Source organism: Necropsobacter massiliensis (assembly GCF_000827595.2).
Taxonomy (GTDB): domain Bacteria; phylum Pseudomonadota; class Gammaproteobacteria; order Enterobacterales; family Pasteurellaceae; genus Necropsobacter; species Necropsobacter massiliensis.
Window position 1 is genome coordinate 102168 of sequence record NZ_LN776184.1, and the last position, 21430, is coordinate 123597.

Consider the following 21430-nt stretch of genomic DNA (forward strand, 5'->3'; position numbering starts at 1 on the left):
GAGCAAACATCATGACTATCGAAAAACGCTACGACTTTGTCTTTTTATTTGACGTGCAAGACGGCAATCCCAACGGCGATCCCGACGCAGGAAACCTACCGCGTATCGACCCGCAAACCGGCGAGGGATTGGTAACCGATGTCTGCTTAAAACGTAAAGTGCGCAACTTTGTTCAGATGACCCAAAATGACGAACATCACGATATTTTTATCCGTGAAAAAGGCATTTTGAATAACCTGATTGATGAAGCGCACGAACAGGAAAACGTAAAAAACAAAGAAAAAGGCGAAAAAACCGAAGCCGCCCGTCAATATATGTGCAGCCGTTATTACGACATCCGCACATTTGGTGCAGTCATGACCACCGGAAAAAATGCAGGGCAAGTTCGCGGGCCGGTACAACTGACTTTTTCCCGCTCCATTGACCCGATTATGACCTTGGAGCACAGCATTACCCGCATGGCGGTTACCAATGAAAAAGACGCCAGCGAAACCGGCGACAACCGCACCATGGGACGCAAATTCACCGTCCCTTACGGCTTATACCGCTGCCACGGCTTTATTTCCGCCCACTTTGCCAAACAAACCGGCTTTTCCGAAGAGGATTTAGAGCTGTTTTGGCAGGCTTTAATCAATATGTTCGATCACGATCATTCTGCTGCACGCGGACAAATGAACGCACGCGGACTTTATGTATTTGAACACAGTAGTAGCCTGGGCGACGCGCCTGCCGACAGCCTGTTCAAATGCATTCAGGTAGCCAAAAAAGACGGCGTGGAAGTTGCCAGAAACTTTGACGATTACATTGTCAGCGTAGATGAACAAAACCTTGGCGAAACCAAACTCTTACGCAGACTAGGCTGAAAATGACTGCACTTTTAGCAGAAAACCAAGGGGAAAATCAGGACATCCGCCTGATTCCCCTTTCCGCCCTGCAACACTACGCCTTCTGCCCGCGCCAGTGTGCATTAATTCACAACGAGCAGGCGTGGGCGGAGAATTATTTGACCGCGCAAGGAAGTGCACTGCACGAGCGGGTGGATTCTGGCGAGCCGGAAACGCGCAAGGGCGTGCGTTTTGAGCGGACGGTGCACGTTGCGGCGGAAAAACTGGGTATCAGCGGCGTGCTGGATTTGGTGGAGGTTGAGACGAAAACAGGTCGCTTGAAACCGGTGGAATACAAACGCGGCAAGCCCAAACCCGATCCGATGGACGAAATCCAGCTTTGCGCTCAAGGCTTGTGCCTGGAAGAAATGACCGGGAAAATCATCAGCGAGGGCGCACTGTGGTATATGCAAACTCGCCACCGCATCCCCGTCGTGTTTTCAGACGACCTGCGCACCAAAGCCCTCGCCACCATCGCCGCCGTCCGTGAACTCTTAAACAGCGGCCTAACCCCGCCGCCCGACTACAGCAAACACTGCAAAGCCTGCTCGCTGGTGGAAATCTGCCAGCCGGAACTGCTGGGAAAACGGGATAGGAGTGTGGGGTATGTGGAGGGGTTGTTTACCAATGATTAAAGGATATAAACATGAATTGCATATATTGTAGGGAAGAGAAACAAATTGATGAATTCAGCTTGGAGCATGTTGTCCCACAGTTTCTTGGTGGAAATTTTGTATCAGATAAATTTAAAACAAGAAATGTGTGTAAAAAATGTAATAACAATCTAGGACTTTTTGTTGATGCTGCATTTGAAAAAGATTGGTTGGTATTCAATTATCTAAAGAGTCAGGCGCATGCATTTTTTAATCCGAAAGCACCAACATCTCTTCCTTTGCATTACATGGGGCATAGTGCAATAAATCCACCGCATATGGTAGATGGAGAAATATGTGAGTGTTGGTTAGGGCCACTAGGGGAGCAAATCTTTTGGATTAGACCGGATGATGAAAAGTTATATTGGTATGCTGGAGGAAATCCGCGTACAGTTAAAAAGCAGAAAACAAGAGCATATTTTATTTTTGCTGAACGTTCTTTAAAAAATTTTGAGTTGGCATTACTGTCATTTAAAGATGCTTTTGAGGGCAAGCCTGTCAAGAAAATTATGTGTACTCGTCTAGACGAAGAAAATATTTTACCTAGAATAGGCTTTTCAAATCCTGATGACATAGATCAAGAAAGAATAGGATTCTTTTTAGAAAGTGTAAGAGGTGGAAAAGAACAGCATTGCAAATACCATAAAAACGTATTTGCTGAAAATCGATTTATTGCGAAATTAGCACTTGGAATTTTGCATTGTTTATTCAATAAGAGCAAATTTTCTAGTGAATACATGGAAGAGCTTTATAAGGGATTGTGGTATAGAACAGGAGATAACATTCCTAAAATCCCTGGTTCAAGGGCACTTCATGAAGGTAAAGATTTAAAAAGGTTATTAGGTGTTCCGTATGGCACGACTATATCTATTTTAAAGAGTAACAATCTATTGATTATGAATTTAAATATTGGTACAGAACTTAATTATTCTATTCAATGTGGAGAAATTGAAGAGTTAGATAGTCAAGAGGCAGAAATATTTGATCAAGGCGGGTTATGTATTGTTATTTATAAACCTTTACAACGTTTTATTGAGTTGGGACTGTATGAATTTATAGCGCATAAAAGTGGAGATTATATTAATGATGACTTATCTGAGATTGAAAGTATGCTCCACAATAATGAGGATTATTTTAAGAATTTATAGTCTGAGTAGGTCGTATATTTTTATCCAACAACATTTTGATATTTATATAGTTTAAAATCATTTCTGTAATTTTGAAAATGTCGGATTCGAGAATCCGACCTACCGATTTTCAGGCAGCCCAACCATGCCAATCCTAAAACTGCGGTCAAACCCCAAGGAGTTTTCCCATGCGCAAACTGCAAAACACGCTGTATATCACCACCCAAGGCAGTTATCTGCATAAAGAGCGGGAAACGCTGGTGGTGGAGCAGGATCGTAAGAAGGTGGCGCAGTTGCCGGTGCATTCCATCGGACATATTTTCTGTTTCGGCAATGTGCTGGTGTCGCCGTTTTTACTCGGATTTTGCGGTGAAAATAATGTGAATCTGGCGTTTTTTACCGAAAATGGGCGTTTCTTGGGGCGGCTTCAGGGGCGGCAAAGCGGCAATGTGCTGCTGCGTCGGGTGCAGTATCGGGCGTCGGAGCAAAATCCAGTGCCGATTGCGCGCAACATCATCGCGGCAAAAATTCAGGCGTCAAAACGCGTATTACAGCGACGACTGCGAAATCACGGGGAGCATCAAGCCGTGCAATCAGCGATTTCAGCCTTAAATATCAGCTTGCAACAATTAAAAAGAGCTGAAAATCTAGACTTTATTCGAGGCATTGAAGGTGAGGCTGCATCGCGCTATTTTGGCGTATTTGCAAATTTATTCACCGAGAAAAACGAATTTACGTTTGATGGTCGTCACCGTCGTCCGCCACGCGATGGTATTAATGCGCTGTTATCATTTCTGTATAGTATCCTAGGCAAGGACATCAGCGGCGCGCTACAAGGCGTGGGGCTGGACCCGCAGGTAGGATTTCTGCACGCAGATCGTCCGGGAAGAGATAGTTTAGCGCAGGATATTCTTGAAGAATTTCGAGCTTGGTGGGTTGATCGTATGGTGCTGAGTTTAGTCAATCGCGGTCAAGCCAAACCACAGGACTTTATTACCGAGGCGAGTGGCGCAGTCAATATGAAGCCTGAATTACGTAAGCTGATATTTCAAACGTTACAACTGAAAAAACAAGAAAAAATTATTCATCCTTTTTTACAGGAAGAAGTTGAAATCGGACTACTCCCCTATATCCAGGCAATGTTATTAGCACGGCATCTTCGTGGCGATCTGGCAGAATATCCACCGTTTTTAATGAGATAAAACCATGCTTATGTTAATTACTTATGATATATCATTTGAAGATCCCGAAGGACAGGTCCGATTACGTCGTATCGCCAAACATTGCTTAGACTACGGGGTTAGGGCACAATACTCAGTATTCGAATGTGATGTGACGCCTGAGCAATGGGTAAAACTAAAACGGAAGTTATTAGAAACCTATAATCCCGAATCAGATAGCCTCCGCTTCTATCATTTAGGTAGTAAATGGCGAAATAAGGTGGAACATCACGGCGCTAAACCTGCGCTGGATATTTTTAAGGATATATTAATTCTCTGATCGCTAACCGCTGGTTCACATAAAATCCTTCTAGGTTAGCGAATTTTATGTTTCTTTAACAAATCAGGTACTTAACTTATTGATATAACATAAATACAACTATGTTATACTTGCAACCTGCCTTTTTGTTGAATATCAGCGAATTCTTGCATTTCAAGCCAGAACCCTCGCCTTTTGCCAACAAGGCTCCGGCTACCTACGCGTAGCCGTGTGTTGAAACCACCGCACTTTTTAAGATTGCCGCGGCGCGGCGCCGGCTACCTACGCGTAGCCGTGTGTTGAAACAAAATTTAATAGGGGCTAGGATCTAATTTTTTGAACCGGCTACCTACGCGTAGCCGTGTGTTGAAACCCTACATAATCCTCGCGCAATGCTTTCTGCCGTTTCCGGCTACCTACGCGTAGCCGTGTGTTGAAACTAAAAACACGTCTCCTATCGCTTTAGGCGCATATCCGGCTACCTACGCGTAGCCGTGTGTTGAAACAATTTGCACAAGTTGAAGATCCGGGGTATTTACAGACCGGCTACCTACGCGTAGCCGTGTGTTGAAACCGTTTAATATTCTGAATATAGATAAGTGCAGCGAACCGGCTACCTACGCGTAGCCGTGTGTTGAAACTCTTTATCATTATCTAGGACAACCCACTCTTTCCCCGGCTACCTACGCGTAGCCGTGTGTTGAAACAACAGTGCCCTCTTTAGTATATTGATTATAAGCGCCGGCTACCTACGCGTAGCCGTGTGTTGAAACATTATCAGATGCTCAAATTGGCGAACGTGTAATAACCGGCTACCTACGCGTAGCCGTGTGTTGAAACCAAAGGTTTTAACTTATCAAATTTTAAATCTAGCCGGCTACCTACGCGTAGCCGTGTGTTGAAACAATTTATACTTAGTTTGACTTCTGATCGAAAATCCCGGCTACCTACGCGTAGCCGTGTGTTGAAACTAAATGCTTTTCTAAAAGATCTAGCCACGTTGCCCCGGCTACCTACGCGTAGCCGTGTGTTGAAACTTCATATAATTTTAAAGTTTGGTTCATTGGGTTAGCCGGCTACCTACGCGTAGCCGTGTGTTGAAACTAACGTTTAGCTATGAATTTGATGAAATTGTTTAACCGGCTACCTACGCGTAGCCGTGTGTTGAAACAGCGTACCGCCTTTTAATCCGACTAACGGAATATCCGGCTACCTACGCGTAGCCGTGTGTTGAAACATCACAATCCGAAGCAGATCATGCGTTAATTAATATCCGGCTACCTACGCGTAGCCGTGTGTTGAAACAAATAATATTTTTTCTTTAATATCAAAACATTCTGGCCGGCTACCTACGCGTAGCCGTGTGTTGAAACCATTGGACAGGGTATTCAAAACCTTGACTATTGGCCCGGCTACCTACGCGTAGCCGTGTGTTGAAACCATATTGTTTTTAATTTTTCAGCGTTTTGTTGAACCGGCTACCTACGCGTAGCCGTGTGTTGAAACTTTATGCCCTCTGTCAAATAAACGTTTCAGTCTAGCCGGCTACCTACGCGTAGCCGTGTGTTGAAACTAACTCTGTTTCAAGTGCTACGTCTTTTAATTCACCGGCTACCTACGCGTAGCCGTGTGTTGAAACTTAAAATTGAAACTGTCTTCATCGTTATCATCTCCGGCTACCTACGCGTAGCCGTGTGTTGAAACTGCAATTTTATTTAACGTCTGATTAAGGGCGTTCCCGGCTACCTACGCGTAGCCGTGTGTTGAAACACCCAAACCGATGAATGTTCGTGCTAATGGTTGCCCGGCTACCTACGCGTAGCCGTGTGTTGAAACCACTGTTGATGATTACCTCCGATATATGTATTTGGCCCGGCTACCTACGCGTAGCCGTGTGTTGAAACACCCAATCTTTAGCATTGCCTGGCGCAACCCATGCCCGGCTACCTACGCGTAGCCGTGTGTTGAAACAATTCTTTTGTCAAATTCCCATAAGCCAGATCGTCCGGCTACCTACGCGTAGCCGTGTGTTGAAACTAATTGGCTGCCTCGTTGCATATCGGGGGATTGGCCGGCTACCTACGCGTAGCCGTGTGTTGAAACCATGCTTTAGGCTTTTAAAAAGAGGATTAAAAAACCGGCTACCTACGCGTAGCCGTGTGTTGAAACAATTACACTAACGTTGAATGTAGTGATGTTGAATCCGGCTACCTACGCGTAGCCGTGTGTTGAAACTCTTTGTCGAAAGCGTCCACGGGCTAAATTCAGGAACCGGCTACCTACGCGTAGCCGTGTGTTGAAACTAAAGTATAGCGGAAAATAATGCGAGAATAATGCCCGGCTACCTACGCGTAGCCGTGTGTTGAAACACTGATATGTAGTACCAATGCGCGCGTTTACAATACCGGCTACCTACGCGTAGCCGTGTGTTGAAACCATGCTTTAGGATTTTAAAAAAAAAGAGGACTTGCCGGCTACCTACGCGTAGCCGTGTGTTGAAACTAATTCACGGGTAGCTTTTGTTTCATCTGCTTTGCCGGCTACCTACGCGTAGCCGTGTGTTGAAACATTTTTATCCAAAAATCCATTATACTTTATACTTCCGGCTACCTACGCGTAGCCGTGTGTTGAAACACTTTACAATGTAGGTATTTACGGCTGGACTTGTGCCGGCTACCTACGCGTAGCCGTGTGTTGAAACGTTAAGCCAAATCTCAAAGCGTTGTGTAGCAATTCCGGCTACCTACGCGTAGCCGTGTGTTGAAACCCATCCAAACATTGGGGATAACCTCCAAAGCGTACCGGCTACCTACGCGTAGCCGTGTGTTGAAACAATACCAAAATCTTGCAGATGCGCTTGTACATTACCGGCTACCTACGCGTAGCCGTGTGTTGAAACTGGAGAACTATTTATTTGATTATCACAAAATTCATCCGGCTACCTACGCGTAGCCGTGTGTTGAAACAGTAACTTACAAAGTATAATGTACCATTCATAAACCGGCTACCTACGCGTAGCCGTGTGTTGAAACAATTAAAGAGGGATATTTAGCGCCGCTTATTCCTAACCGGCTACCTACGCGTAGCCGTGTGTTGAAACTGCAATTTTATTTAACGTCTGATTAAGGGCGTTCCCGGCTACCTACGCGTAGCCGTGTGTTGAAACACCCAAACCGATGAATGTTCGTGCTAATGGTTGCCCGGCTACCTACGCGTAGCCGTGTGTTGAAACACTACTGAAAACGCTTTGAAATTATTAGGAGATTCCGGCTACCTACGCGTAGCCGTGTGTTGAAACGGCAAAGATAAAAACGCTGGGCGCGGAATTGACGCCGGCTACCTACGCGTAGCCGTGTGTTGAAACCATTGCTTAACGAAACCGCCATTGCTATGCACTGCCCGGCTACCTACGCGTAGCCGTGTGTTGAAACCTCGATGATAGAGGTCACGCCATCTTGAATTATTCCGGCTACCTACGCGTAGCCGTGTGTTGAAACTAGCGCTGTTATATCCCGCCGGAATGGTGACATATCCGGCTACCTACGCGTAGCCGTGTGTTGAAACTCGTAAGCATGAAGAGGTATCTGAGAAATTATCTCCGGCTACCTACGCGTAGCCGTGTGTTGAAACCAATTTATGCTCACTTTCTCTGGCCAAATCATTGCCGGCTACCTACGCGTAGCCGTGTGTTGAAACCGCATAGGTATCAATAAAATTATTATAGATAGCTCCGGCTACCTACGCGTAGCCGTGTGTTGAAACCTGACGTTGTTATTGACAAGTTGCACAAATGAGCCGGCTACCTACGCGTAGCCGTGTGTTGAAACTGTTGCTGTAAGTACCGTCGATGGCGCAATTATCGCCGGCTACCTACGCGTAGCCGTGTGTTGAAACTAATCCAATGAACCAAACTTTAAAATTATATGAAGCCGGCTACCTACGCGTAGCCGTGTGTTGAAACTTCCTTTTTTATCCTTGCGTATATCCAAAATCATCCGGCTACCTACGCGTAGCCGTGTGTTGAAACATCAACCAAGCTGTCCGATAACGCCTCAAAAAATGCCGGCTACCTACGCGTAGCCGTGTGTTGAAACTCAATCCAGTCTGAATTGAATCCCATCTCGTGTAGCCGGCTACCTACGCGTAGCCGTGTGTTGAAACGGCAATGCCAAAAAAATGGTACGCTGGGAGGCGACCGGCTACCTACGCGTAGCCGTGTGTTGAAACTATTTCTGCGATCTATGATTTTCATAATTTTAACCGGCTACCTACGCGTAGCCGTGTGTTGAAACTTTCCCATCTAAAAATTTTTGCATCGTTTTGCGATCCGGCTACCTACGCGTAGCCGTGTGTTGAAACTATTTCTGCGATCTATGATTTTCATAATTTTAATCCGGCTACCTACGCGTAGCCGTGTGTTGAAACATTAATAAAATCATCAATTGTCGGATAATTTGCACCGGCTACCTACGCGTAGCCGTGTGTTGAAACCGTGCCTAATTGATAATTACTCCATTGCCCATTACCGGCTACCTACGCGTAGCCGTGTGTTGAAACGAGGTCTCTGTCGATTTCATCTAACGTAAACCGACCGGCTACCTACGCGTAGCCGTGTGTTGAAACAAACATACTTATATGACGGAAATTTTGTTTGAGCCAGCTACTTGCGCTTGGCTTATGTTGAAACAAATATCAGTACGATGGAAGATTTTTCCGGTGATTAAACGCAGGCTCTTGTTACCGCATTGATTTGAAAATATTGAATGAAATGAAGAATAAGTAGCGTTAAAATTAAAAGGACTAAGCCCTTGCAATGCAGAACTCAGTCCTTGAATTAAGTGAGTCTAACTTTTTGAGGTCAGATCAACACAGTCTTTAATCTCATCGTTTTGCCTTAAAAGCTGATTAATTCCACCGCACTTTGTTAATAACCGTCGCCTAGCATATTCGGCAGGAAAACGGCGTGTTGAATGCGTTTTACCCGCGATTCAATGCGTCCGTCGTCATACAATTCGATTTCACGCCAGCCGGGTTGTAATGTGTCCAGTGCAAAACTGTTGCTGTCCGGCTTGAACTGGACACAGGTGGAAGGTGTTGCCAGCACGCGATAACCATACCATTCGCCGTCCACTTCCTGATGAATATGCCCGTATAAAATACCTTTCACGTTACGAAACGGTGACAATGTATAAGCCAGATCCAGCGAATTACGCAGGTTGTGTTGATCCAGCCAAGCTGAATGAGTAGACAGAATATGATGATGCAACACAATCAGGGAATAACGTTCCGGATGATCTTTCAATTTTGCTTGCAACCAATCTATCTGATATTGTCCCAACTGACCGTGTGGGACACCAAATACTTGGCTGTCAAGCATTAAAATCTGCCAATGCTCACCGAGTAAAACATGTTTTATCGGGCTGATATTACCGTGTCTCTGCTCTAAAATATCAAACATTTTTGGCTGAAAATCATGGTTGCCCGGAATCCAAAACACCATTTTCTGCAACTTTTTGATGCTTTCGCAAAAGCGCAGATAACCTTCGTCACTGCTGTCTTGCACCAAATCGCCGGTGGCCAGTACAAGATCATAATTAAAATCGCTTTGGCAAATCTCGGTTAATACTTGATTAAAGCTCGCCTGGGTGTTGATTCCGAGCAATTCGCCGTTTTTTTCATCTTTAAACAAATGGGGATCAGTAATTTGGATTAACCGTATAACCTTCTCCGAGGTTTGATATGTATAAGTGTTTACCAAGTGATCCGTCCTCCCTTAATATCCTTATATTTTATGTTCCAAACTGAGTTATAACTTACGGATTTGAAAAAAATTTGCATCAGTAAAATCCAAAAAATGTTAACACTGTCATATTTTCACAGCGATTTTATGCCAAAAATAAAAGCTGTATCACATTTTTCCGTCCCATTTTTGCTGCAACATGAGGTAATTCAGCTGTAACCATAGCAAACCGGTCACCGCAATGCCGTTATCAATTTTGCCTTGGCAAACCCATTGATAAGCGGTTTCCCGCGCGATCACATGGACGCGAATATCCTCATGTTCCTCCGCCAGTCCATGAATGCCTTTTGCCTTTGCGCTGTCCACCTTGCCGGCAAAAATATGAATACGTTCAAGCACGCCGCCCGGGCTGTCCCACATGCTCAGAGCATGGGTTAACTGCGTGACCTGTATGCCGGCTTCTTCCTCACTTTCGCGTAATGCCACTTCATCCGGTCGTTCGCCCTCTTCCACCATGCCGGCGATTAATTCAAACAACCAGGGCGATTGAGCTAAATTCGGATCATATGCCCCAATGCGCACCTGTTCGACTAAAATCACCTTATCCGCCTGCGGGTCATAGGCAATCACAGCCGACGCTGCACCTTTTACCAGCAATTCGCGAGTAACCACATCGCTCATACCGCCGGCAAACAATTTGTGTTTAAACTGAATTTTTTTCAACGTAAAGAAACCGCTGTACAGGGTTTCCTCGTGCAAAATTTGAATATCCTGTTGTGTAAATTGTTGATCTGCGTTCATCTTACAATCCTTAAGCGTGGTTGACGCCAATTTCCGTATATCACATAACATCGCACCATAGGCGAAAACAGAATACCTGCGATTATTTTTGACTTTGCCGATAAAAAAAGGTTCACTCACGTAAACCCTTTATTTGAGCGAAAACCGCCTCAGCTTTTTCGTAATCGCTCGGTACTGACTAAAAACAAGGCGATAACCATCAACAAAATCGCACCGGAAAATAATATTGCATTAATCGGGCTTGAATGATCGACAATGATTAAACGCACCATGGCAGTAATACCGATATAGATAAAATAGCGCAACGGAAAATGGTAATTGGTTTTAAAATATTTGACGATTAGCGCCAGAAACTCAAAATAGAGAAAATACACTACGATTTTTTCCACCAGCAGATAAGACGCCTCTTTCGATGGTTCAAATAAAACCAGCACCAATCCACAGATTTCTTTTGCCAGAAAAACCACCAAAATCGCCGCTAGCACCAGCAAGGAAATATTCAAGATCCATTGCAGCAGAGCAGAAACGCCTTTACTGAAATAATTTAAGCTTTCTTCCGTTGTATGTTTTGTCATAATTTAGTGAATAAAAAACTGTTCAAAAAGCTGCGCGAAATGCGCGGTTAACGTGGCTTTACCGGCAATACTTTCATGCTGCCATGCGGCAAGCAGTATATCCGGTCCGAATTGGCGCTGAGCCTGATCGGCAATCGGCAGGTAGCTGATATGCCAAGGTTCGCGCCCGATCGCCAGCTGTGGGGCAAGATGCAAAAACGGCAAGGCGAAATCAAAGGCATTTAAGTTTTCCTGCAACCATTGACTTAATTCAAAAAAATAACCGTTTTGTTCATATTCCCAAGGCTCCAACTGCAATTTTTGTTGCGCGGGCAATAAATCAGGATCAAAAACGTCAATCTCCGTTCCCCAATGGTGTCGGCTGCCGCCCGGCAGCGCCGACCAGCGTAAAATTGCACGACATTTTTCCCAATCGGAAAGTGCGGTCAGATTTAACGGATTTCCTTGATCATCATGCACCTTGCGTTCGCCGCAAAATTTTTCGTTCCAGATTTGCTGCTGACGAGAAAAATCCCGAAAACTGCTAGCTGGCTGTAAATTAAAGCCATTTTGCACCGCACTTTTTTGCAACGCCTGAAACGCCTTTAATGCTTGCGGTTGTAGAAAATGGTTATCCGAAAACGGACAGGGAAGATGCTGTAAATGCGCGCGAGATTTTCCGCTCAGCATCTCGGGGGTAAATAACAGGGTCGTCATGCTTGGTATTGCCTCTTTCGGTCTAGACACCGCTGTTGTTGTGCGCAGTTTCAACCGCAGAATCGTCCAGCAGTTTAACCAGCATGGACTGATACACCCGCCCCAGCAGTGTCAAATCATCGCAGCTAACACATTCATTGACCTTATGAATGGTGGCATTAAGCGGTCCGAGTTCCACCACTTCCGCCCCCATTAAGGCAATAAAACGTCCATCGGAGGTGCCACCGCCAGTTTCAAGCCGCGGGCGAATATGAGCGATTTGGTGCAGGCTTTCTACCACCGCATTGACCAATCTGCCCGGCTCGGTGAGAAACGGTTTGCCGGATAAATTCCATTCAATACGATAAGTCAAACCATGTTTTTGCAGCATCGCCGCAACGGTATTTTGGATGATTTCATCAGTCACTTCAGTGCAATAACGTAAATTAAATTGGACAAAAAGCTCGCCTGGAATCACATTATTGCTACCCGTGCCAGCCTGAATATTGGCGATTTGCAGGCTGGTCGGCGGAAAAAAAGCATTGCCCTGATCCCATTGATAAGCGGTCAGTTCACTCAGAAACGGCAGCGCTTTATGTACCGGATTTTGCGCCAAATGCGGATATGCCACATGCCCTTGAACGCCTTCAATATATAGATCCGCCGTGATTGAACCGCGGCGTCCGTTTTTCACCACATCTCCCACACGTTGCGCGCTGGAAGGTTCGCCGACCATACAATAATCAATGCTTTCACCGCGCGCCATTAAGGTTTGCACCACCCGAACCGTGCCGTCTTTCGCCGCCGCTTCTTCATCGGAGGTAATCAACAACGCCACAGTGCCGCTGTGCGTCGGGTTGGCTTGCACATAGGCTTCCGCCGCAACAATCATCGCCGCCAGCGAGCCTTTCATATCCGCCGCGCCGCGCCCGTATAGCATATCGTTGTCAATATGTGCGCTAAAAGGTGGATAGCGCCATTGAGTTTCATCCCCTGCTGGCACCACATCAGTATGCCCGGCGAACGCCACTACCGGCGCACCATGACCGTGTTTTGCCCATAAATTTAAGGTATTGTTAAAAGGCAACCATTCAATACTGAATCCCAGCGCTTGTAAACGCTCGGCAATCATCTGCTGACACCCCTGATCATCGGGGCTGACAGAAGGTCGTTGAATTAACTGTCGGGCTAAATCAACAATGCTTTTTTTCATTTTTTACATCCTGTTAATTATTCGCCTTGCGTTAACGCAGCCGCATAGGCTTGTTCGTCAAACCCGATTAGAGCAATATTGCCTTGTAGAATAATCGGGCGTTTTATCAGGGTCGGCTGTGCCAACAGCTGTTCAAGTGCGGTCTGTTTTGACAAAGTTTCTTTCACCTGTTGATCTAAATGGCGCCAAGTAGTGCTGCGTTTGTTGACCAGATTTTGCCAGCCGAAACGGTTTTCTGCCTCCACCAGCCAGGCACGCGTCAACCCGTCGGTACGGTAATCGTGCAGCTGATGTTCAATATGATGTTCTGCCAGCCATTTCAGGGCTTTTTTTACCGTATCGCAATTTTTAATGCCGTAAACCGTAATCATTTAATCTTCCTGTTGTAAAAAATCATTATCCGCCAGTACACGCAGCGGCTGCATATCACTGTTGCCGACAATAACACGACTCGGATCGGAACGCAAACAGCTGCCACCGTAATGCCCGCCGACGGTAAAGGTGCAGAGCTGCACATAGACCTCTTCTACTTTCGGCAAACACCAAAGTTGCTGATAAATATATTCTTGCTGATGAAAACGCCCGTCCGTTTCATCCAGCACGGTTTTAGTGTCGCCGACTAAGGTCACATTATTGCCGCAACGACCAGCAATCGGTTTTTTCGCATAGCCGTTTTTCAGCAGGGCTGGCGTTAATTCAAAGCTGGATTCCAATAAATAGCGATGATTCGGGAACAGCGACCATAGCACTGGCAAAATCGCTTTATTGCTCGGAATCGCAGTCCACAGCGGTTCATAAACCAGCACTTCAGGGCGCAACAAAACATCAATTAAGCGCACGTGATCTTCGGGATAGCCGGTCCGAATCGGCGGTGCCACCGCGCGCCCGCCGGTTTCTTCACGCAACTGCTCCAATACGGTTTCCCACGCCCAAGTTTTCCATACGCTCAGCACCTGATGTTGTTCATCATCCAGCAAACGACCGCGCTGATCCCAATGTAGCCCTTGCGTGCCATGAATAATTTTCGCCTTGTAGCCTGCCTGTGTCAGTGCCGATTGCATAAACAGCGCATGATAATCCTCCTCACTGTCGTTATCCTGCAAAATATGCACCAACGGTGCATGCTCGCGATGCTTCCAGCAATCGGTCAGCGCATCACGCAAATGCGCGCCCGGATCACTGCCTTCATGCAAGCCGCCCTGCTGCGCCCAACGAGCGAGAATCGCGCCGGCTTCCGCGTGGCAGGACGCCGAATCCGCATTATATTCATATACTTTCAGACCGCGTTCGCTCAAACAAAAATCAAGGCGACCGGAAATCGTCTGGTAACGGCGGTTTTGCCAAGACAAACGCAGACGCGGCCACAATAATTGCGGAATATTGAAATAGCGTAATAAATTATCGTTCTGCAACACTTTTTCAGTAGCATGCAGATACATTAAATGTAGTTCATTTGTGGCGCGGATCAGTTCATGCTGCGCACTTTCGGAAATTGTGAAATAACGATATTGATCGGAAAAATTGATGCGATGCCCTTTCATCGCGGCGATATAACGACTTTCCAGCGGATCAGCATCGTTCAGCCATTGTTCGCTGAACTGTCCGTTATCTTCCAGTCTGCACGCATGAATACGCAGGGTTTGCGGCGCCGGTGTCGGGCGTGGCAGGCTATATGTCGTATCCTCAGTCTGAATCATCCAGCCCAGAATTTCCGTATCGGGGAAAGTATCCTGCACATAATAACCGTCATCATTGACTGTCATCGACAACTCACGTGTCCATTGCTGACCGCTTGGCAAGCGATAGTGAATCACATTCTGTTCCGCGATCCGAATACTGTGCGCCAGCACCTCGGTAATAATCGCCACATGACCGGTTTCTTTAAATTCGCCGCCCTCCTGCCAAATCAGCAGTGCGCCCGGTTGCGGCGCTTTCTTGCTGCCGTTGGCAAAAGCCTGTAGCGGCACCAGCGCATCGTTGACCACCTGACGCAGAAAACGCAAGGAAAAAATCTCATAAGCCATGCCCACATCGCTGAACACCATACCGTAATTTAAATATAGATAACGGCGGGCGAACTCCACGCATTGCCATTTATAGCCCATATATTCGCGTCCCAAATAGCTGCGAAATGCCGCATCGTCGGGAAACTCGTTTTTATCGGCGGTGTCATAATCGGAAGAATAAATCGCAATGCCGCCCGGCGCATAACCGAGTAAACTGCCGAAAGGGTCATGGGTAACAATATTGGGTGAAATCTCTGATGCGGATAATTCAGGCATGGCAGGCTCCGAGTAGATTAAAATACGCGCGTAGTATAGATCCAATCGGAAACAAAAACAAAAGTGCGGTGGTTTTTTCCGAGGTTTTTAAAACGCCCGCCAAACCGACCGCACTTTTCCGGCATAAGATTTATTTCTTCAACAAATAAGCGCGCAGTGCCGAAAAATCATTTTCCATTTTATCGGATAATAACGGCAGCCGATTATGCTTATCCAACGCCGCCGGCAAATCCAGCTGAACAGACAAAATCCGCTCCACGCTTTCTTTAAACTTGGCCGGATGCGCCGTGCACAGGAACAACCCGCTTTCGCCCGCTTGCAGATCCTGTTTTAGCGCCCGATAAGCTACTGCTCCGTGCGGTTCGCATAAATAGCCTTTGGCATACATATCGCGCAACGTATCTTCCGTTTCGGCGTCTGTTACTGCGATGGAATGCAGCTCGGATAACGACCAATTATTGCGTTTAAACAATTCTTCCACTCGCGGCCAGTTATTCGGACGGCTGACATCCATGGCATTAGATAAGGTGGCGACCGTGGCATGCGGATCCCAGTGACCGCCCGCCAAATAGCGCGGCACGGTATCATTAGCGTTGGTGGCGGCGATAAAACGTTTAATCGGCAAACCCAAAGTTTTTGCGATTAAACCGGCGGTTAAGTTGCCGAAGTTACCACTCGGCACGCAAACCACCATATTTTCTCGTTCCTGTTTCGGCAATTGCGCCGCCGCTTCAAAATAATAACAAACCTGCGCCAATAAACGGCTGATATTGATTGAGTTAGCCGAATTCAGCCCGATAGCCTGACGCAACGCTTCATCATCAAAAGCCTGTTTAACCAGCGCCTGACAGGCATCGAAATCGGCATTTACCGCAACCGTGCGGATATTGCCGCCCAGCGTACAGAACAATTTTTCCTGTAACGGGCTGATTTTCCCTTGCGGATATAAAATCACTACCTCAATATTTTCCAGCCCATAGAAAGCATGCGCTACCGCCGCGCCAGTATCGCCAGAGGTGGCAGTTAAAATAGTGATTTTGCCGTCACCGCGCACCGCTGCCAGCGCCTGCGCCATAAAACGACCGCCGAAATCCTTAAACGCCAATGTCGGTCCGTGGAACAATTCCAGCGCATAAACGCCCGCTTCCACCTTCGCCACCGGTGCCGGAAAATCAAACGCATTGCGCACCATTTGATTGAGCTGCTCGCGCGGGAGCTCCTCACCGATTAACGTGGCTAAAATTGCCTGACTGCGTTCAACCAGTGGCAACGCCAGTAATTGTTCGATATTGTCCAGTTGCGGGATCTGTGCGGGAAAGAAAAGTCCCTGATCCTTTCCTAAGCCCTGACGTACCGCCTGAGCGAAATTAACCCGTTGCTCCGGGTGTTTGATATTGTATAAGTCCATAATCTGTCCTGCTCGGTTAATCGGTTAAATGTGTAAATCCTGATCCAATTTCAATCAACTTAATTCGCGTGCGCCCTGATTATCCACCTTACAGATATGCACGAAACCCTCGTTATTCTGCAAATAATGGTTTTCCAGATAGGCGGATAAACGCGTGGCGATGGCAAGATCCGGCGCAATGGCGAATATAGTCGGGCCGGAACCGGAAATGCCCGATGCCAGCGCACCCAGATCGCGTACCGTCTGTTTCACTTCGGCAAAGTTCGGCAATAGTGCCTCGCGATACGGTTCGGCAACCACATCCTTCATCATATATGCCGCCAAGGCTTCCTGCTGCGTATGACAAGCATGTACAAAACTGCCAAGATGCCGACCGTGGGTAATCACATCCTGACGGGTATAGCTTTTCGGCAAAATCGCCCGCGCTTCGGAAGTCGGCACTTCAATACCAGGATAAGCCAGCACCCAATACCAATTGTCGAAAAACGGCAGCTGCTGGCAGATATTGCCAAGCGATTGCACCATTAGCTGCACGCCGCCGAGATAGCAAGGCGCAACATTATCGTAATGAATCGAGCCAGAAATGCGTCCTTCCAGTTCACCCATCATTTCCAGCAGCTCCATTTTGGAAAACGGCTCCTGATGAAAACGGTTTAACGCCACCAGTGCGGCGACAATGGAACAAGCGCTGGAACCCAGCCCGGAACCGATAGGCATATTTTTCTCCAACGTCAGACGTAAGGCTTTGACTTTACTGTTGCGCAGTTTCAGGCGTTCGCTGAATAATACATAAGCCTGATAGACAATGTTTTTCTGCGGTTCTTTCGGCAATTTACGCACAAAATAACCCGCACTTTCCAGTTCAAAACCGCTGTCTATGCCCTCAATTTGAACCACATCGCCCAGTAAGGAACCGTCAATCGGAGAAACCGCCGCACCTAGCGTATCAAAGCCCACGCTGATATTCGCACTGGATGCCGGTGCATAAATTCTTAACATTCCCATTCTCCCGTTAGTGATGTAGCGTTCTTAAAATATCGGCGAAAATACCGGCGGCAGTGACCGCATTACCGGCACCGTAGCCGCGTAATAATAGCGGAATCGGCTGATAGTAGCGAGTATAAAATGCCAATGCGTTTTCGCCGTTTTTGACTTTATACAGCGGATCATCACTGTCCACCTCAACAATAGACACTTTGCACTTACCCTGCTCAATCTGCCCGACGTAACGCAACACCTTTTCCTGTGCGCGGGCGTTTTCCACCCTTGTGCGAAATGCCTCATCCAGCTGCGGCAGCTGCGCCATAAATTCTTCCGTTGATTTCCCTGCGGCAAACCCCTTCGGCAGAACGCTTTCTACTTCAATATCCTTTAATTCCAGCGGCAGACCGGTTTCGCGTGCCAGAATCAACAATTTGCGCGCCACATCCTGACCGGACAGATCATCGCGCGGATCCGGCTCGGTAAAGCCTTTTTCACGTGCCAATGCAGTGGCTTCCGACAAGGATAAGCCCTCTTCCAGCTTACCGAAAATAAAGGATAAAGAACCGGATAAAATGCCGTTAAAGCGGATCACTTCATCACCGGCGGCAAGCAAATTCTGTAAATTTTCAATCACCGGCAAACCCGCGCCAACATTGGTATCATACAAGAAATTACGCTGATTTTTACGCGCATTTTCACGCAACAAATTGTAATATTCAATATCGCGGGTATTGGCTTTTTTATTCGGCGTCACCACATGAAAACCCTCGCTTAAGGCGCGTGCATACAAACCGGATACACTTTCCGCCGAGGTGCAGTCCACAAATACCGGATTTACCACATGATGCAATTTGATGAAGGATAATAAAACATCGAAATCCGACGGTTGCGTGGCGTTTTCCAGATCTTCCTGCCAGTTGTCTAAATTCAATCCGTTTTCATTTAATAACATTTTGTTTGAGTTGGCTAAGGCACAAACACGGATTTCAATATCCTTTTTTGCCAAATACTCCTTTTGATTTTTCACCTGCTCAATGAGTTCGCCACCGACACCGCCGACACCGACCAGAAACATATCAACGATTTTTTTATTGTTAAATAACGCCTGATGCGTAGCTTTTACCGCTTCAATAGCTTTATTTTGAGCTACCACAGCGGAAATAGACCGTTCGGAAGAGCCTTGCGCAATTGCTACTATGCTGATATTTGCTTGCGCCAGTGCCGAGAAGAAACGCGCAGCAATGCCTTTTGCCTGACGCATACCATCGCCCACCACCGAAATAATAGATAAATCTTTAATCACTTCAATCGGTTCCAACGCGGCGCTTTTCAGCTCTTGTGCAAATTCATTTTCCAATGCCAGTTTGGCGGTTTCAATAGCTTTCACCGGCACACAAAAACTAATGCTGTATTCCGATGAAGATTGTGTGATTAAAATTACCGATACGCCAGCATTCGACATTGCGGAAAACACCCGTGACGCCATGCCAACCATGCCCTGCATACCGGGTCCGGAAACATTAAACATCGCCAGATTATCCAAATTGGTAATCCCTTTGACATGCAAACCTTCCGCTTTCACTTCGCCATCAATAATGGAACCCGGCGCATCCGGATTGCCAGTATTTTTGATCAAACAAGGAATGTTCGCCTGCACCAACGGTCCGATAGTACGCGGGTGGATTACTTTCGCACCGAAGTAAGACAATTCCATTGCCTCACGATAAGACAGGCTCGGCAGCAGGCGCGCATCCGGCACCAAACGCGGATCACAGGTATAAACCCCGTCTACATCCGTCCAGATCTCGCAGACCTGCGCATTTAAACAGGCAGCCAGACAGGCGGCGGAATAATCGGAACCGTTGCGCCCCAGCAGCACCAGTTCACCTTTATCATTCCCAGCGGTAAAGCCCGCCATTAACACAACATTGTCTTTTGGAATCGCGCCGGCGTTCACTCGTGCAGCAGAAGCTTCAATATCCACGGACGATTCCAAATAACCGCCCTGCGCCAATAATTTTTCCACCGGATTAATTAATGTCACGCTATAACCGCGCGCTTCAAACCAAGCTTTCATCATGGCAATGGATAATTTCTCACCGCGTGAATCAATAGTGGCTTTCACCGCATCTTCAACGCGCCCGTTTTGTCTGATAGTTTCCAGTAATCCCTGAATCTGCGCAAATTCGGCATCAATGAACGCTTTCGTCGCGGCTAAATCAAAATTTGCATTTTCTGCATGCAGTCCATTGATAATATTATAAAAAATTTCGACGGCTTGATTAAAATCGGCTTCGGTAGGTTGGTTTTGCGCGGCTTTTTCGGAAAGGGCAACCAGATAATTGGTGATTTTTGCCGGCGCAGACAGCACCCCCGCCGCCTGATCCTCCAAATGAGCCCGTTCAATCAGCCGGGCGGCCTGTGAAAACCGTTCGGGATTGGCCAAAGACGTGCCGCCGAATTTAAGTACGCGCATAATAATCTCCTAAATGTTGTGTATAAAGTTAATCTGAAAAACGGTTATAAAAAAACCCGCACTTTGTATGCGGGTTTTGTAAATTCTGTTTTTAACGCACTAACCCGCCCCATTAATCATCGTAATGGTCATCATAATAATGGTGGTGGTCATAGCGAAAGTGCGGTTTGTCATCATGTTATTGCATCATAAAAACGAATGCGTTAGAAATACCGAAATTTTCACAACTTGTCAAACGGAAAATGAATAAATAAGATAAATTTCCCCTCTTTGTTATAAATCCTGTAAAATACGGCGTGATTCTATGTTTAACTAATAAAACCCTTATGATGAATATTCAGCAAAATCTTAATCAAATCCGACAGCAAATCGCACAACATTGCCAACAGGCACAACGCAGTACCGAGCAAGTCCGCTTATTGGCGGTAAGTAAAACCAAGCCCGTTGAGGCTATTTTAACCGCCTACCAAGCCGGGCAAACGGCTTTCGGGGAAAACTACGTACAAGAAGGCGTGGAAAAAATTCTGTTTTTTGAACAACAAAACATCGCGCTGGAGTGGCATTTTATCGGTCCGCTGCAATCCAATAAAACCCGTCTGGTCGCCGAACATTTCGATTGGATGCAAACCCTTGATCGGGAAAAAACCGCTGATCGCCTTAACGCCCAACGCCCGCATTTTAAACCGCCATTAAACGTTTTGATTCAAATCAATATCAGCGATGAAAGCAGTAAATCCGGGATTCAACCGACAGAGATGCTGGCGCTGGCAAAACACGTGCAAAATCTACCGCACTTATGTTTACGCGGCTTAATGGCAATTCCAGCACCCACCGACGATCCCGCATGTCAGCAACAGGCGTTCAATGCGATGAAAACGCTATTTCAGCAGTTACAGCACGCATTGCCCGATGCCTGCATCGACACCCTTTCCATGGGCATGAGCGATGATATGTGCACAGCAATACAGTGCGGTTCGACCATGGTGAGAATCGGCACCGCCATTTTTGGTAAACGCAGTTAATACACCATATAAAGTAAAAAATCATATTGAGCACAGATGTTTTTTTGCCGCGCTAAATAAGCAAGCGTCAGCAAAAAACAGCAATATTCAAGTCAAAATGCCAGTCAAAAA

The 21430-nt window shown here is 46.6% G+C and carries 17 protein-coding genes, 1 CRISPR repeat array and 1 other annotated feature; of the genes, 7 read left to right on the forward strand and 10 right to left on the reverse strand.

Going from position 1 to position 21430, the window contains the following annotated elements; translation table 11 throughout:
- Nucleotides 1-11: 11 nt before the first annotated feature.
- From cas7c to cas2, 5 genes are all read left to right on the forward strand, one after another.
- The gene (gene cas7c, locus BN3349_RS06825; RefSeq protein WP_040976600.1) at nt 12-863 is read left to right on the forward strand and encodes a type I-C CRISPR-associated protein Cas7/Csd2; all 852 of its coding nucleotides are present in this window, start codon (nt 12-14) and stop codon (nt 861-863) included.
- Between the two features lie 2 nt (nt 864-865).
- Nucleotides 866-1519: a CRISPR-associated protein Cas4 gene (gene cas4, locus BN3349_RS06830; RefSeq protein WP_040976601.1), complete on the forward strand. Its 654-nt coding sequence runs from the start codon at nt 866-868 to the stop codon at nt 1517-1519.
- A gap of 11 nt (nt 1520-1530) precedes the next feature.
- Nucleotides 1531-2685: an HNH endonuclease gene (locus BN3349_RS06835; RefSeq protein ID WP_040976602.1), complete on the forward strand. Its 1155-nt coding sequence runs from the start codon at nt 1531-1533 to the stop codon at nt 2683-2685.
- A 167-nt stretch (nt 2686-2852) separates the two neighbouring features.
- Nucleotides 2853-3866: a type I-C CRISPR-associated endonuclease Cas1c gene (cas1c, locus tag BN3349_RS06840; protein WP_040976603.1), complete on the forward strand. Its 1014-nt coding sequence runs from the start codon at nt 2853-2855 to the stop codon at nt 3864-3866.
- A gap of 4 nt (nt 3867-3870) precedes the next feature.
- Complete coding sequence (cas2, locus tag BN3349_RS06845) at nt 3871-4164, forward strand: CRISPR-associated endonuclease Cas2 (protein ID WP_040976604.1); 294 nt, start codon at nt 3871-3873, stop codon at nt 4162-4164.
- Nucleotides 4165-4352: 188 nt separating this feature from the next.
- A CRISPR array of direct repeats spans nt 4353-8766; the repeat unit is 32 nt; unit sequence CCGGCTACCTACGCGTAGCCGTGTGTTGAAAC.
- 301 nt (nt 8767-9067) lie between these two features.
- Here cas2 and cpdA read toward each other — a convergent pair.
- The 10 genes from cpdA to thrA form a co-directional block, all read right to left on the reverse strand.
- Complete coding sequence (gene cpdA, locus BN3349_RS06850) at nt 9068-9901, reverse strand: 3',5'-cyclic-AMP phosphodiesterase (RefSeq protein ID WP_040976605.1); 834 nt, start codon at nt 9899-9901, stop codon at nt 9068-9070.
- 150 nt (nt 9902-10051) lie between these two features.
- Nucleotides 10052-10684 carry an ADP-ribose diphosphatase gene (gene nudF, locus BN3349_RS06855; RefSeq protein WP_032109685.1) on the reverse strand — a complete coding sequence of 211 codons (633 nt, stop codon included), beginning with the start codon at nt 10682-10684 and terminating at the stop codon, nt 10052-10054.
- A gap of 149 nt (nt 10685-10833) precedes the next feature.
- Nucleotides 10834-11259, reverse strand: a complete 426-nt coding sequence (psiE, locus tag BN3349_RS06860; protein ID WP_032109684.1) for a phosphate-starvation-inducible protein PsiE — start codon at nt 11257-11259, stop codon at nt 10834-10836.
- A gap of 3 nt (nt 11260-11262) precedes the next feature.
- Nucleotides 11263-11955, reverse strand: coding sequence for a M15 family metallopeptidase (locus BN3349_RS06865; RefSeq protein WP_032109683.1), 693 nt, complete (start codon nt 11953-11955; stop codon nt 11263-11265).
- Between the two features lie 22 nt (nt 11956-11977).
- Nucleotides 11978-13147: a succinyl-diaminopimelate desuccinylase gene (dapE, locus tag BN3349_RS06870; RefSeq protein ID WP_040976606.1), complete on the reverse strand. Its 1170-nt coding sequence runs from the start codon at nt 13145-13147 to the stop codon at nt 11978-11980.
- A gap of 17 nt (nt 13148-13164) precedes the next feature.
- The gene (locus BN3349_RS06875; RefSeq protein ID WP_040976607.1) at nt 13165-13518 is read right to left on the reverse strand and encodes an ArsC family reductase; all 354 of its coding nucleotides are present in this window, start codon (nt 13516-13518) and stop codon (nt 13165-13167) included.
- Nucleotides 13519-15429, reverse strand: coding sequence for a bifunctional glutathionylspermidine amidase/synthase (gene gss / locus BN3349_RS06880; RefSeq protein ID WP_040976608.1), 1911 nt, complete (start codon nt 15427-15429; stop codon nt 13519-13521).
- A 130-nt stretch (nt 15430-15559) separates the two neighbouring features.
- Nucleotides 15560-16837, reverse strand: coding sequence for a threonine synthase (gene thrC, locus BN3349_RS06885; RefSeq protein WP_040976609.1), 1278 nt, complete (start codon nt 16835-16837; stop codon nt 15560-15562).
- Nucleotides 16838-16891: 54 nt separating this feature from the next.
- Nucleotides 16892-17836 carry a homoserine kinase gene (thrB, locus tag BN3349_RS06890; RefSeq protein WP_040976610.1) on the reverse strand — a complete coding sequence of 315 codons (945 nt, stop codon included), beginning with the start codon at nt 17834-17836 and terminating at the stop codon, nt 16892-16894.
- A gap of 13 nt (nt 17837-17849) precedes the next feature.
- The gene (thrA, locus tag BN3349_RS06895; protein ID WP_040976611.1) at nt 17850-20297 is read right to left on the reverse strand and encodes a bifunctional aspartate kinase/homoserine dehydrogenase I; all 2448 of its coding nucleotides are present in this window, start codon (nt 20295-20297) and stop codon (nt 17850-17852) included.
- A gap of 18 nt (nt 20298-20315) precedes the next feature.
- On the opposite strand from thrA, the gene BN3349_RS12145 reads away from it, so the two are divergent.
- Both BN3349_RS12145 and BN3349_RS06900 read left to right on the forward strand, forming a co-directional pair.
- The gene (locus BN3349_RS12145; protein WP_218971809.1) at nt 20316-20489 is read left to right on the forward strand and encodes a hypothetical protein; all 174 of its coding nucleotides are present in this window, start codon (nt 20316-20318) and stop codon (nt 20487-20489) included.
- Nucleotides 20343-20459 (reverse strand) — a sequence feature (Thr leader region). (Overlaps the previous gene by 117 nt.)
- Nucleotides 20490-20626: 137 nt before the next feature.
- Complete coding sequence (locus tag BN3349_RS06900) at nt 20627-21319, forward strand: YggS family pyridoxal phosphate-dependent enzyme (protein ID WP_040976612.1); 693 nt, start codon at nt 20627-20629, stop codon at nt 21317-21319.
- Nucleotides 21320-21430 lie beyond the last annotated feature (111 nt).

Coding starts and splice junctions, on each gene's coding strand:
- nudF (WP_032109685.1), bottom strand. CDS start 10,684: ATGAACGCAGATCAACAATTTACACAACAGGATATTCAAATTTTGCAC.
- gss (WP_040976608.1), bottom strand. CDS start 15,429: ATGCCTGAATTATCCGCATCAGAGATTTCACCCAATATTGTTACCCAT.
- BN3349_RS06835 (WP_040976602.1), top strand. CDS start 1,531: ATGAATTGCATATATTGTAGGGAAGAGAAACAAATTGATGAATTCAGC.
- psiE (WP_032109684.1), bottom strand. CDS start 11,259: ATGACAAAACATACAACGGAAGAAAGCTTAAATTATTTCAGTAAAGGC.
- cas2 (WP_040976604.1), top strand. CDS start 3,871: ATGCTTATGTTAATTACTTATGATATATCATTTGAAGATCCCGAAGGA.
- thrA (WP_040976611.1), bottom strand. CDS start 20,297: ATGCGCGTACTTAAATTCGGCGGCACGTCTTTGGCCAATCCCGAACGG.
- cas7c (WP_040976600.1), top strand. CDS start 12: ATGACTATCGAAAAACGCTACGACTTTGTCTTTTTATTTGACGTGCAA.
- BN3349_RS06900 (WP_040976612.1), top strand. CDS start 20,627: ATGAATATTCAGCAAAATCTTAATCAAATCCGACAGCAAATCGCACAA.
- cas1c (WP_040976603.1), top strand. CDS start 2,853: ATGCGCAAACTGCAAAACACGCTGTATATCACCACCCAAGGCAGTTAT.
- BN3349_RS06875 (WP_040976607.1), bottom strand. CDS start 13,518: ATGATTACGGTTTACGGCATTAAAAATTGCGATACGGTAAAAAAAGCC.
- cas4 (WP_040976601.1), top strand. CDS start 866: ATGACTGCACTTTTAGCAGAAAACCAAGGGGAAAATCAGGACATCCGC.
- thrB (WP_040976610.1), bottom strand. CDS start 17,836: ATGTTAAGAATTTATGCACCGGCATCCAGTGCGAATATCAGCGTGGGC.
- BN3349_RS06865 (WP_032109683.1), bottom strand. CDS start 11,955: ATGACGACCCTGTTATTTACCCCCGAGATGCTGAGCGGAAAATCTCGC.
- dapE (WP_040976606.1), bottom strand. CDS start 13,147: ATGAAAAAAAGCATTGTTGATTTAGCCCGACAGTTAATTCAACGACCT.
- thrC (WP_040976609.1), bottom strand. CDS start 16,837: ATGGACTTATACAATATCAAACACCCGGAGCAACGGGTTAATTTCGCT.